Raw genomic sequence first — 12394 nt, 5'->3', positions numbered from 1 at the left:
TCCTCCGAACACCCCGGAACGGGCCGAATGCACCTAGCCATCCAGATCGTGGGCCTCGTCGTGGCGGTACTGACCGTCACCGGGATCGCGCGCCGGTTCGACTGGTCCCCGCCGCTGTGCCTGATCGTCTTCGGGGTCGCCGCGTCGTTCGTCCCGGGCATGCCCGACTACCACCTCGACCCCGAGCTCGTGCTGGTCGGGCTGCTCCCGCCACTGCTGTACGCGTCCGCGCTCACCACGTCGCTGGTCGAGATCCGGGCCAACCGGACGCCGATCGGCCTGCTGTCGGTGGGGCTCGTCGTCTTCACCACGTTCGCCGTGGGACTGGCCACGTGGCTGGTCATCCCGGGCCTGCCGCTCGCCGCCGGGCTCGCGCTCGGCGCGGTCGTGGCGCCGCCGGACGCCGTCGCCGCCAGCGCCGTCGCGCGCCGGGTGGGCATGCCGCGCCAGGTGGTGCGCATCCTCGAAGGGGAGAGCCTGCTCAACGACGCCGCCGCGCTGGTGGCGCTGCGCACGGCGATCGCGGCCATCGCCGGTTCCGTCGCGATGTGGCAGGTCGGGCTGGACTTCCTGCTCGCGGCCGTGGGCGGGCTCGTCGTGGGCCTGCTGGTCGGCTGGCTCGCGGTGCAGCTGCGGCGCCGGCTGCTCGACCCGGTGTTCGACACCGCCTGGTCGTTCGTGGTGCCGTTCGTGGCCTACCTGGCCGCCGAGGCGCTGCACGGCTCGGGCGTGCTGGCGGTCGTGGTCGCCGGGCTCGTGCTGGGCCAGCAGATGCCGCGGACGCTGCCCGGCCCGGCCCGGCTGGCGAGCCGGATCAACTGGCGCACCATCCAGTTCCTGCTGGAGAACGTCGTCTTCCTGCTCATCGGCCTGCAGCTGCGCCGGATCATCGGCGAGGTCGCCGACAGCAGGCTCTCGGCCTGGGCGATCCTCGGCGTCTGCGCGTGCGTGCTGCTGGTGACGATCCTCAGCCGCATCGTGTGGGTGTTCGCCACGGCGCTCGCGCGCCGCCTGCTGCCCGCGTGGGACCTGCCGTGGTCCTACTCGGCGGCCATCGGCTGGGCGGGCATGCGGGGCGTGGTGACGCTCGCCGCCGCGTTCGTGCTGCCCGCCGACACCCCGGAACGCGGGGTGCTCGTGCTCGCCGCGTTCGTCGTGGTGGCGGGCACGCTGATGCTGCAGGGCACCACGCTGCCGCGGCTGGTGCGCCGCCTCGACCTGCCCGCGCCGGACCCGGGCGAGGACGCGCTGCAGCAGGCGGCCCTGCTGCACGACATGACGCAGGCCGGGCTCGCCCGCCTGCAGGAGGTGCGCACCCCCGACGACCCCGCCGACGTCATCGCCCGGCTGGAGGACAAGCAGACCTACCGCTCGGACTCGGCCTGGGAACGGCTCGGCTACGGCAGTAACCTCCGGGAGACCCCGAGCGCGGCCTACCGGCGGCTGCGGGCGGAGATGCTGACGGCCGAGCGCGAGGTGCTGCTCACCGCCCGCGACCGCGGCACGGTCGACGACGAGGTGTTGCGGCGCGTGCTCGACACCCTGGACATCGAGGAGTCCATGTTGGAACCGCAAGACGACGCCGCCCGCGCCGACGGCCTGGAGCTGCGCACCCCGGCGAGCACCGCCGGTTCGTGCGACCACCTGACCCACCCCGGCGACGCCACTTCCGACGCCGAGGGCTGCGAGGACTGCCTGCGCGAGGGCACCACGTGGGTGCACCTGCGGCTGTGCCTGGAGTGCGGGCACGTCGGGTGCTGCGACTCCTCCCCGCGGCGGCACGCGAGCAAGCACTACCACGACACCGAGCACCCGGTGATCCGCAGCTACGAGCCCGGTGAGGACTGGCGCTGGTGCTTCGTCGACCGGGTCGTCGGCTGAGCGGGCCTCAGAACGGGTAGCTCGCCACGTCGCCGCGCGCGGTGACCCAGCGGGTCTCGGTGAACGCCTCGATGTTCGCCGCCGGGCCGCCGAAGCGCGAACCGGTGCCCGACGCGGCGACGCCGCCGAACGGGGCGAGCGCCTCGTCGTTCACGGTCTGGTCGTTGACGTGCGCGATCCCGGTCGGGATCCGGTCGGCCAGCCGGAGTCCACTGTGGACATCGGCGGTCAGGATGCCCAGCGACAGGCCGTACTCGCTGTCCGAGGCCAGCTGCACCGCCTCGTCGAGCGTGCTGAACTTCGTCACCGGCGCGACCGGGCCGAACACCTCCTGGTCGTACGCGGGCACGGACGGGCCGGCGTCGGCCAGGACCGTCGCGCGGTAGAAGAGGTCCCGGTACGTGCCGCCCGCCATGAGCTTGGCGCCCGCGTCGACGCTGGCGGTGACCAGGGTGTGGATCTTGTCCCGCTGCACGGAGTCGATGATCGGGCCGAGGGCGACGTCCTCGGTGGCGGGATCGCCCACGGCCAGCGCGTCGGCCTTGTCCGCGAGCCGCTCGACGTACTCGTCGTACAGCGACGCGTGCACCAGGTGCCGTCCGGTGGTCATGCAGATCTGGCCCTGGTGGAAGAACGAACCCCACGCGGCGGCGCCCATCGCCTCCTCCAGGTCCGCGTCCTCCAGCACGATCAGCGCCGAGTTGCCGCCCAGCTCCAGGTGCGCCCGCTTGAGGTGGCGCCCGGCCAGCTCGCCCACCGACCGGCCCGCGGCCGTCGAGCCGGTGAACGAGATGACGCGCACGTGCGGGTCGGTGACGAGCGCGGCGCCGGTGTCCGCGCCGCCGGGCAGCACCTGCAGCACCCCGGCGGGCAGCCCGGCCTCCTCGAAGACACGGGCCAGCGCCACCCCGCCGCACACGGCGGTGCGGGGATCGGGCTTGAGCAGCACGGTGTTGCCCAGCGCGAGCGCGGGCGCGACCGAGCGGATGGACAGGATCAGCGGGGCGTTGAAGGGGGAGATCACGCCGACCACGCCCGCGGGCACCCGCCGGACCATGCTCAGCCGCGGCGCCTCGCTCGGCAGCAGCTCACCGGTCGCGTGCGACGGCAGCGCGGCGGCCTCGTAGCACTCCTGCGCGGCGACGTGCAGTTCGAAGTCCGCCTTGCCCCGGACGCTGCCGGCCTCGCGCACGAGCCACGTGCGCAGCTCGTCGGCGTGCTCCTGCCACAGGTCCCCGGCACGGCGCAGGATCGCGGCCCGCTCCTGGAACGGCGTCGCGGACCATGCCCGCTGCGCCTCGGCGGCGCGGGCGGCCGCCGAGGCCACGTCCTCGGGCGACGCGAGCCCGACGCGGCCCAGCTCGCCGCCCGTCGCGGGCTCGACCACCGGCGCGGTCCCACCCGTCCCGCGTTCCCAGCTGCCGGTCCAGATCCGGCCGGTCCACTCCTCGTCGTCGAGAAAACTCACGGCGCTCCACTCCTGCGTCGGCTCGGGCTTCGCGGCCAGTGTCGCCAGCCCGGAGCCCGCTGCCCAGGGCACCTTCCGCTGGCCGGAAAGCCGGAACTGTCGGAGGTCACTGGCAGGATCAGGGCATGACCGGCATCCAGCGCTCGCTCGCCCTGCACGCCCCGATCCGCCGCAGGCCGGCGGCCCTGCTGCGGGAGTGGCTCGCGCAGGTGGACGAGGACACGCTGCCCGAGGAACCGGTGGCGCGCCTGGAGGAGCGGATCGCCGGGCTGCTGGGCACGGAGGCGGCGCTGTTCTTCCCCACGGGCACGATGGCGCAGCAGGCCGTGCTGCACGTGCACGCCGAGCGCCGCGGCCGGCGGGCGTTCGGCGGGCACCCGCAGCTGCACCTGGACTCCTGGGAGCTGCAGGGCTACAACGCCGTGCACGGGCTGCGCTTCCACGCGATCGGGGACCGCCACGAGCTGCTGCGCACGGCGGACCTGGCCGCGGTGGCGGAGCCGCTCGCGGCGATGGTGTGGGAGCTGCCGCAGCGTGACCTCGGCGGGGTGCTGCCGGAGTGGGCGGACCTGACCGAACAGGTCGCGCTCGCGCGGTCCCGCGGGGCGGCGGCGCATCTCGACGGGGCGCGGCTGTGGGAGGCGCAGCCGTACTACGGGCGCCCGTTCGCCGAGATCGCGGGGTTGTTCGACTCGGTGTACGTGTCGCTGTACAAGGGGATCCAGGGCACGCGCGGGGCGGTGCTGGCGGGCGGCGCGGACCTCGTCGCCGAGGCGGGGGTGTGGCGCCGCCGCCTCGGCGGGGCGATCCCCGACGCGTGGCCACTGGCGCTCGGGGCCCTCGCGGGACTGGACGCCCTCGTGCCGCGGATGGCGGAGTTCCGGGACCACGCGGTGGCGCTGGCCGCGGCGATCAACGCGGACGGCGTGGCCCGGGTCTTCCCCGATCCGCCGCAGACCCCGCTGTTCCACGTCCACCTGCCTGTGCCGCGCGCGGCCGCGGAGCGCGCGGGCGAGCAGCTGATCGAGGAACAGGGGGTGCAGCTTTTCCTGCGGGTGCGGTCGTCGCCGGACCCGTCGCGGTGCAGCTTCGAAGTGACGGTGGGGGAGAACGCGCTGGAGTTCAGCCCCGGGGAGGTGGTCGCACTGCTGCGGGAGCTGGTCGAACGCGCCGGTTAACGCTCCGCCAGGGCCTCGGCGGACCCCTTCGCCGGCTTCGCTTCGGGCAGCGGTTCGCCGGTCTCCAGCAGCGTCTTGAGGTTCGACAGGATCGCCGGCCACCCCCCGCTGAGGGCCTTGAGCATCTCGGTCTCCGTGTCGAAGCCGTCATGGCGCACGGTGAGCTTCACCGTCTCCCCGGCGGGCTCGATCCGGAACGTCACCTTCGACCGCTTCTCCTGCCGCAGCTCGGCCAGCTTCTCCGCGCTCCAGCCGAACAGCTCCGCGTGCTGCGGCTGGTAGGTGTGCCAGCTGTAGGACAGCAGCCACGGCGGGTCGGCCTCCAGCACCACCTGGTCGAGGTCCTCGAACTCGCCGTCGCCCTCGCGCCACAGCAGCGGCGAGCCCGGCTGCCAGTCCGACTTGAGCTCGGCACCCCAGTACCGCCGGGTGAACTCCGGCTCGGTCAGGGCACGCCAGAGCTGCTCCGGTGTGGTGCGGATGTAGGTCACGTACCGGAATTCGGTGCGGTTCATCGGCTGGTCCTCCAAAGCTCGTTTCAGGTCCGCGAGCGCGTGGGCGCGCTCGCGGTGGTAGGAGCTGATCCAGCGCGCGGACAGCTCCGCGATGGGCGCGGCGTTGAGGTGGTGCAGCTTCTCCCTGCCCCGCCGCTCGGTGGTGACCAGCCCGGCCGCCTCCAGCACGGCCAGGTGTTTCGTCACCGCCTGCCGCGTCAGGTCGAGGCCCGAGCACAGCTCGCTCAGGCTCTGCCCGCCGCGCTCGTTCAGCCGGTCGAGCAGCAGGCGGCGGCTCGGATCGGCCAGTGCGCGGAACACCGCGTCCAGTTCGGGCACGCGGCCGAGAATAGGCAACCTCCAGGTTGCATGTCAAGGCAGGGCGTAGACCACCAGCGTGTGCTCGGGCTGTCCCGCCGGGTGGAAGGCGGAGTGCGCCAGCGTCAGCGGGCCCAGCCGCGGATGGCGCACGCGCTTCGTCCCGGCCTGCGCCGCCTGGATGTCGTAACGCGGCCACCAGGCGTCCGCCTCCGGGCTGGCCGCCCGCAGCTCGCGGACGAGCGCGGCGAAAAGGGGGTCACCGGGATGCCGGCCCGCCGCGGCCCGCAGGCGGGCGAGCAGCCCCCGCGCGACGAGCTCCCAGTCCGTCAGCACGTCACGGGCGAAGGGACTGGTGAACACCCAGCGGGCGAGGTTCGGCGCCGCGTCGATGCCCGGGAACAGCTCCGCCGCCGCGGGGTTCCAGCCGAGCACGTCGTAGCGGGGACCGGTGAGGTATGCGGGGTTCGGCTGCAGCAGCAGGGGCACGGCCGCGGCCTGCCCGGGGGCAGGTTCCTGGGGCGTCCGCTCGCCGTTCGCCAGCCGGAACAGGTGGTCGCGTTCCGGATCGCTGAGCCGCAACGCCCGCGCGAGCGCCCCCAGCACCTGGTCCGACGGGCGCACGTCCCGCCCCTGTTCGAGGTAGGTGTACCAGGTCGCGCTGATGCCGGCGAGCAGCGCCAGCTCCTCGCGCCGCAGGCCCGGGGTGCGGCGCCGTCCGGTCCGCGGCAGGCCCGCGTCGGCGGGGGTGATGCGGGCGCGCCTGCTGCGCAGGAACGCGCCCAGTTCGCGCCGGGCGTCGGGCTGGGACACTGGTACCTCCGGTTCCAGCATAAGCCGATTCTGGTTCGGTCCTCCCGTCCCGCCGAGACTCGGGGACATGCGAGCTTGGATCTTGGACGAGGCGGGAAAACCACTGCGGCTCGGCGAGGTGCCGGAACCCCGGGTGCGGGGCGGGGGCGCGGTCGTCGACGTGCTGGCGGTGCACATCCCCGCGTACACCGCCGCATTGACGCAGGGGGCGCGGGGCGATCTCCCGACGCCGCTCGTGCTCGGTGCGGCGGGAATCGGGCGCGTGCGCGCCGTCGCGGACGACGTGTTCAACGTCGAGCCGGGTGACCTCGTCGTGGCGACCGCGCTGCTGTCCACCGGAGCGGCGGACGCGCCCGAGGAGATCCTCGTCGGCTGGACCGGGGTCGGCGGGCGCGGGGTCGCGACGGAGCGGACGCGCGCGATGCAGGCGGTCTGGCGGGACGGGATGTCGGCCGAACAAGCGTTGTGCCCCAAGGAGGTTCTCATCCGCCTGCCGGGCGCCGACGGGCATCCGCCGGAACGGCTCGCCTTCCTGCCGTGGCTCTCGATCGCGGCGGAGGGGCTGGAGCGCGCGGGACAGCGGGCCGGGGACTCGGTGGTGGTGCTGGGCGCGACGGGACAGCTGGGCACGGCCGCGGTGTTGGTGGCGCTGGCCCGCGGCGCGTCCCGCGTGGTCGCGGTCGGTCGCAATGCGACTGTCCTCGACGGACTGAAGGCCCTCGACCACCGCGTGCTTCCCGTGCGGTTGACCGGGAACGGCGACGCGGCGGCGATCCTCGCCGCGGGCGGGCCCGCCGATGTCGTGCTCGACGCGCTCGGCCCGGTCCCCGGCCCCGGGCCGACGCTCGCGGGGTTCGGAGCGGTGCGCGACGGCGGAAGTCTCGTGCTGATCGGCGGCGTGCGCCAGGACCTGCCGTTGCCGTACGGGCAGCTGATGCGCCGCCGCCTCACCGTCCGCGGCTCGTGGATGGCCTCGCCCGCCACGGTGCTGACCGTGTGGCACCTCGTGGCGAGCGGACTGATCGACCTCGGGGCGCTGGAGATCCACCGGGTCGGTCTCGACGATCCCGGCGCGGCGCTGGAGCTGGCCGCGAGGACGAGCGGGCCCGCCGCCGTCGTGCTGGTGCCTTGACAGCGTAGTCGAACGCATGTTCGACTGACGGGCATGAGGTGGGACAGTCAACGAGCGGGCACCGACCCGCAGCAGGCCCTGGTGGGGCTCGACGGGCTGGTGCGCTCGGTCCGGTCGCCGGAGTTCGCCGGCGTGACGTTCCACGAGGTGCGGGCGCGCTCGGTGCTCAACCGGGTGCCAGGCCGCTCGGCCGTGCCGTTCTCCTGGACCGTCAACCCGTACCGCGGGTGCAGCCACGCGTGCGCCTACTGCTTCGCCCGCGGCACGCACACGTACCTGGAGTTCGACGCGGGCCGGGACTTCGACACGCAGGTCGTGGTCAAGGTCAACGCGCCCGAGGTGCTGGCCGCGCAGCTGCGGCGCCCGTCGTGGCGGCGCGAGCACGTAGCGATGGGCACCAACACCGACCCGTACCAGCGGGCGGAGGGCCGGTACCAGCTGATGCCGGGCATCATCCGGGCCTTCGCGGGGTCGGGCACGCCGTTCTCGATCCTCACCAAGGGCACCACGCTCAGCCGCGACATCCCGCTGCTGCGGTCGGTGTCCGCGGAGGTCGAGGTCGGGCTCGGCGTGTCCATCGCGCTGCTGGACCGGGAGCTGCAGCGCCGCGTCGAGCCGGGCACCCCGAGCCCGCAGGCGCGGCTCGAACTGGTGCGGCGGCTGCGGGACGCGGGGCTGCCGTGTGGCGTCATGGTGGCGCCGGTGCTGCCCGGCCTGACCGACTCGGTGGAGCAGCTGGACGAGCTGCTCGCCGCGGTGGCCGACGCGGGCGCGACGAGTGCGACGGTGCTCGCGCTGCACCTGCGCCCCGGCGCGCGCGAGTGGTACGCGCAGTGGCTCGCGCGGGAGCACCCGCACCTGGTGGAGCGCTACCGCGAGATCTACGGCCGGGGCAGCTACGCAGGCGGGCGTTACCAGCGCCAGCTGGCCGCGCGGGTGGGCCCGCTGCTGCGGCGGCACGGTTTCGCGCGGGATCGGGGTGCGGCCTCGCACCGGGTGCCGGAGCCGCGGGAGCCGGAGGTGGCCGCGGTGCCGGAGCAGATGAAGCTGCTGTAGGTGAAACCTGCCGACGGCCGCCGCGGGTGCGTTCGTTAGCCTTGACGGACAGCAAATCCCCTGCTAGTTCCGTGCCTTCCAAGGAGAGCAACCGCAGTGCTTCGCACCCACGACGCCGGCACCCTGCGTGCCGGGCACGCCGGCCAGATCGTCACGCTCACCGGGTGGGTCGCCCGGCGGCGCGATCACGGCGGGGTGATCTTCATCGATCTGCGGGACGCCAGCGGGGTCGCGCAGGTCGTCTTCCGCGAGGGCGAGATGGCCGAGCGCGCCCACCAGCTGCGCTCGGAGTTCTGCGTCCGGGTCACCGGCGAGGTGTCGAAGCGCCCCGAGGGCAACGAGAACCCCGACATCCCCACCGGCGGGATCGAGGTGCTCGCCACCGGGCTGGAGGTGCTGTCCGAGGCGGCGGTGCTGCCGTTCCCCATCGACGACCGCGTCGACGTCGGCGAGGAGGTGCGGCTCAAGTACCGCTACCTCGACCTGCGCCGCTCCGGCCCGGCCGCCGCGATGCGGCTGCGCAGCGAGGCCAACCGCGTCGCGCGCGAAACCCTGCACGCGCAGGACTTCGTCGAGATCGAGACCCCCACCATGACCCGCTCGACGCCCGAGGGCGCGCGTGACTTCGTCGTCCCGGCCCGCCTCAAGCCGGGCTCGTGGTACGCGCTGCCGCAGTCGCCGCAGCTGTTCAAGCAGCTGCTCATGGTCGGCGGTATGGAGCGGTACTACCAGATCGCGCGCTGCTACCGGGACGAGGACTTCCGCGCCGACCGGCAGCCCGAGTTCACCCAGCTCGACATCGAGATGAGCTTCGTCGAGCAGGACGACGTCATCAAGGTCGGCGAGGACATCGTCGCCGCGCTGTGGAAGCTCATCGGGCACGAGGTGCCCCGCCCGATCACCCGGATGACCTACGCCGACGCGATGGCCAAGTACGGCACCGACAAGCCGGACCTGCGCTTCGGCCTCGAGCTCACCGACCTCACCGACTACTTCGCCGACACCCCGTTCCGCGTGTTCCAGGCGCCCTACGTCGGCGCGGTCGTGATGCCCGGCGGCGGCAGCCAGCCGCGCCGCCAGCTCGACGCGTGGCAGGAGTGGGCCAAGCAGCGCGGCGCGCGGGGCCTGGCGTACGTGCTGATCGCCGAGGACGGCACCCTGTCCGGCCCGGTCGCGAAGAACATCTCCGAGTCCGAGCGCGCGGGCCTCGCGGAGGCGGTCGGCGCGAAGCCCGGCGACTGCGTGTTCTTCGGCGCCGGCACGCCCAGCGGCGCCCGGGCGCTGCTCGGCGCCGCGCGGGTGGAGATCGGGCACCGGCTGGGCCTGATCGACGAGGACGAGTGGTCGTTCGTGTGGGTCGTGGACGCGCCGCTGTTCGCGCCGGTCGAGGAGATCGGCGACGACGTGGCCGTCGGCTCGGGCAAGTGGACCGCCGTGCACCACGCGTTCACCTCGCCCAACCCGGAGTGGATCGACAAGTTCGAGCAGGACCCGGGCAACGCGCTGGCCTACGCCTACGACATCGTCTGCAACGGCAACGAGATCGGCGGCGGCTCCATCCGTATCCACCGCGCCGACGTGCAGAAGCGCGTCTTCGAGGTGATGGGCCTGTCGGAGGAGGAGGCGCAGGAGAAGTTCGGCTTCCTGCTCGACGCCTTCCAGTTCGGCGCCCCGCCGCACGGCGGTATCGCGTTCGGCTGGGACCGCATCGTGATGCTGCTGGCCAAGGCCGACTCGCTGCGTGACGTGATCGCCTTCCCGAAGACCGGCGGCGGCTACGACCCGCTCACCGGCGCGCCCGCGCCGATCACGGCGCAGCAGCGCAAGGAGGCGGGCATCGACGCGAAGCCGCAGGTCAAGCCGGAGGCCCGGGAGAGCTAGGTGCTGCACCTGCGGGTGATCAGCCCGGCGGAGGACACCGACGAGGCGGTGGCGCGGCTGCGGTCGCACCCGGGCACGGCGCACCTCGTCGTGCACCGGGGCGCCGCCGTCGAGCCGGCCGGTGACCTCGTCGAAGCGGACATAGCGCGGGAAGCGGCCGACGAGGTCCTCGAACTGCTCTGCGGGCTCGGCCTCGACCACGACGGCGCCATCACGCTGGAAGCGCTGGACACGGCGCTGTCCGACGCGGCCGAACGCGCCGAGGAGGCCGCACCGGGCGAGGGCGCCAACGCCGTGGTCTGGGAGGAGCTGCTCAGCCGCACCGGGGAGGAGTCGCAGCTCAACGTCACCTTCCTGGCCTTCCTGACGATCGCGTGCCTGCTGGCGTCGGTCGGCGTGATCACCGACTCCCCGGTCACGATCGTCGGCGCGATGGTGGTGGGGCCGGAGTTCGGGCCGCTGGCGGCGCTCGCGGTCGGCTTCGTGCTGCGCCGCGGCGACCTGATGCGCCGGGCCGGGTTCGCGCTGGGCGTCGGCTTCCCGGTGGCGATGGTGGTCACGGCGCTGGTGACGCTGCTGAGCGTGGCCGTCGGGCTGCTCGACGTCGGCGAGTTCCGGGGCGGGGCGCGGCCCCAGGTCGACTTCGTGTACGAGGTCGGGTGGTACTCGCTGATCGTGGCGCTGCTCGCCGGTGCCGCCGGGATGCTCGCGATGACGTCGGCGAAGTCGGCCGCGCTGGTGGGCGTGTTCATCTCGGTCACCACGGTCCCCGCGGCCGGATACGCCGCCGTCGCGGCCGTCACCGGCGACTGGACGCGCTCGTGGCATTCCGTGGCGCAGCTCGCGGTGAACCTGGCCGGCATCGTCGTCGCGGCGTCGGTGGTCCTCGCCGTGCGCCGCCGCGGGCCGCGGGGACGGGTCGGGCCGGGGTCCGCTGGTTGAAATGGTGGTGGAGTTGGCCTCCCGGCCACTAGTAGGGTCGAAGACGATGACCGTGGACACTTCCGAAGAAGGCTCAGCAGGCGCCGAGGTCCCCGTGGACCCGGCTGTCGCGGCGGCGGTCGCGGCCGGTGAGGCGGTGCTCGAACACCGCTTCGGCAGCGCGATCGCGCTCGTCGGCCCGGAGGAGCTCCCGGGCAGCGGCCCGGCCACGGTGGTCCGGGCGAAGATCGCGTCTTCGCCGTTCGGCCTGCCCCGCACCCTGGTCATCAAGCACTACCCGCAGCCCGCGCCGCAGGGTGCGCCCGATCCGTTCGCGCAGGAGGCGGTCAGCTACCAGCTGTTCACCGCGCTGCCCGCCGAGGAGCGGATGTGCCCGGAGCTGCTGGCGCACGACGGCGCCCGCCGCGTCCTGGTGATCGACGACCTCGGCCACGCGCCGACACTGCGGGACAAGCTGCTCGGCCGCGACGCCCGCGCCGCCGAGCGGGCGCTGCTGTCGTGGGCGCGCTCGCTGGGCCGGATGCACGCCACCACCGCGGGCCGCGAGGCCGACTTCGACGCGCTGCTGCGCCGCCTCGGCGGCCCGGTCAAGCACGAGGACAGCACCCCGCTCACGGCGTGCGCGCAGCTGCCCGCGCTGCTGGAAGAGCACCTGGGCGTCACCACGCCGGACGTGGTGTGCCGGTTCGCCGAAACGGCGGGGGAGCGGGCCCGGTCGCTGGCCTACCGCGCGTTCAGCCCGGTCGACCTCAGCCCCGACAACAACCTCGTCACCAGCGGCGGCGTGCGGTTCCTGGACTTCGAGCGCGGCCGGGTGCGCAACGCGCTCGTCGACGCCGCGCACCTGCGGGTGCCGTTCGCGACGTGCCCCGAGCCGATGGCGCTGCCGCCGGGCATGAGCGAGGCGATGGTCGCCGCGTGGCGGTCCGAGGTGACCGGGGTGTGGCCCGGGCTGGGCGACCCCGACGTGCTGTTCGCGCACCTGCTCGACCACCAGGTGCTGCTGGTCTGGGTGAGCACGTGGACCGTGCTCGCCGGTCCCGGCGGCCGGGCGGCGGCGCTCGTCACGTGGTGGCGGAACCTGGCCGCGGAGGCGGAGCGGCTGGGGGTGGACGAGATCGCCGCGCACGCCCACGCGGTCGCCGCCGCGCTCGACGCGCGCCATGGCCCCGGCCTGGAACTGCCGCTGTACCCAGCATTTCGGTAGAAGGTCCCGGCCTCGTTACCCTGC

At 73.8% G+C, this 12394-nt stretch carries 10 protein-coding genes; 7 read left to right on the top strand and 3 right to left on the bottom strand.

The genetic code is table 11. The annotated features are described in order from the left end of the window. The first annotated feature begins 27 nt into the window (after positions 1 to 27). Complete coding sequence (locus FHX82_RS32620; RefSeq protein WP_145938469.1) at positions 28 to 1881, top strand: Na+/H+ antiporter; 1854 nt, start codon at positions 28 to 30, stop codon at positions 1879 to 1881. Positions 1882 to 1888: 7 nt separating this feature from the next. On the opposite strand, the gene FHX82_RS32615 is transcribed toward FHX82_RS32620, so the two are convergent. Further along, a complete protein-coding gene (locus FHX82_RS32615; protein ID WP_145938483.1) occupies positions 1889 to 3349 on the bottom strand; it encodes a benzaldehyde dehydrogenase in 1461 nt (486 codons plus the stop codon). A 125-nt stretch (positions 3350 to 3474) separates the two neighbouring features. Here FHX82_RS32615 and FHX82_RS32610 point away from each other — a divergent pair, with 125 nt between their 5' ends. Further along, a complete protein-coding gene (locus FHX82_RS32610) occupies positions 3475 to 4527 on the top strand; it encodes a threonine aldolase family protein (protein ID WP_145938468.1) in 1053 nt (350 codons plus the stop codon). On the opposite strand, the gene FHX82_RS32605 is transcribed toward FHX82_RS32610, so the two are convergent. Next, on the bottom strand, positions 4524 to 5351 hold the full coding sequence (locus FHX82_RS32605) for an ArsR/SmtB family transcription factor (protein ID WP_145938482.1): 828 nt from the start codon (positions 5349 to 5351) through the stop codon (positions 4524 to 4526). The genes FHX82_RS32610 and FHX82_RS32605 overlap by 4 nt on opposite strands. 42 nt (positions 5352 to 5393) lie before the next feature. Next, positions 5394 to 6173 carry a helix-turn-helix transcriptional regulator gene (locus FHX82_RS32600; RefSeq protein WP_145938467.1) on the bottom strand — a complete coding sequence of 260 codons (780 nt, stop codon included), beginning with the start codon at positions 6171 to 6173 and terminating at the stop codon, positions 5394 to 5396. A gap of 46 nt (positions 6174 to 6219) precedes the next feature. On the opposite strand from FHX82_RS32600, the gene FHX82_RS32595 reads away from it, so the two are divergent. From FHX82_RS32595 to FHX82_RS32575, 5 genes are all read left to right on the top strand, one after another. Next, on the top strand, positions 6220 to 7284 hold the full coding sequence (locus tag FHX82_RS32595) for a zinc-binding dehydrogenase (RefSeq protein ID WP_145938466.1): 1065 nt from the start codon (positions 6220 to 6222) through the stop codon (positions 7282 to 7284). A 33-nt stretch (positions 7285 to 7317) separates the two neighbouring features. Further along, positions 7318 to 8340 carry an Rv2578c family radical SAM protein gene (locus FHX82_RS32590; protein ID WP_145938465.1) on the top strand — a complete coding sequence of 341 codons (1023 nt, stop codon included), beginning with the start codon at positions 7318 to 7320 and terminating at the stop codon, positions 8338 to 8340. 96 nt (positions 8341 to 8436) lie between these two features. Then, entirely contained in the window at positions 8437 to 10221 is a 1785-nt protein-coding gene (aspS, locus tag FHX82_RS32585; protein WP_145938464.1) for an aspartate--tRNA ligase, read from the top strand. Next, positions 10222 to 11163: a DUF389 domain-containing protein gene (locus FHX82_RS32580; RefSeq protein WP_145938463.1), complete on the top strand. Its 942-nt coding sequence runs from the start codon at positions 10222 to 10224 to the stop codon at positions 11161 to 11163. A 46-nt stretch (positions 11164 to 11209) separates the two neighbouring features. After that, positions 11210 to 12370, top strand: coding sequence for a phosphotransferase (locus FHX82_RS32575; RefSeq protein ID WP_145938462.1), 1161 nt, complete (start codon positions 11210 to 11212; stop codon positions 12368 to 12370). Positions 12371 to 12394: the final 24 nt, after the last annotated feature.

It is taken from the genome of Amycolatopsis bartoniae (assembly GCF_014191255.1).
GTDB classification, from domain to species: domain Bacteria; phylum Actinomycetota; class Actinomycetes; order Mycobacteriales; family Pseudonocardiaceae; genus Amycolatopsis_E; species Amycolatopsis_E bartoniae.
The sequence above is the reverse complement of the archived record's forward strand: the minus strand, read 5'-3'. Positions and strand labels throughout refer to the sequence as shown.

Coding starts and splice junctions, on each gene's coding strand:
- FHX82_RS32600 (WP_145938467.1), bottom strand. CDS start 6,173: ATGCTGGAACCGGAGGTACCAGTGTCCCAGCCCGACGCCCGGCGCGAA.
- FHX82_RS32575 (WP_145938462.1), top strand. CDS start 11,210: ATGACCGTGGACACTTCCGAAGAAGGCTCAGCAGGCGCCGAGGTCCCC.
- FHX82_RS32590 (WP_145938465.1), top strand. CDS start 7,318: ATGAGGTGGGACAGTCAACGAGCGGGCACCGACCCGCAGCAGGCCCTG.
- FHX82_RS32595 (WP_145938466.1), top strand. CDS start 6,220: ATGCGAGCTTGGATCTTGGACGAGGCGGGAAAACCACTGCGGCTCGGC.
- FHX82_RS32610 (WP_145938468.1), top strand. CDS start 3,475: ATGACCGGCATCCAGCGCTCGCTCGCCCTGCACGCCCCGATCCGCCGC.
- FHX82_RS32620 (WP_145938469.1), top strand. CDS start 28: ATGCACCTAGCCATCCAGATCGTGGGCCTCGTCGTGGCGGTACTGACC.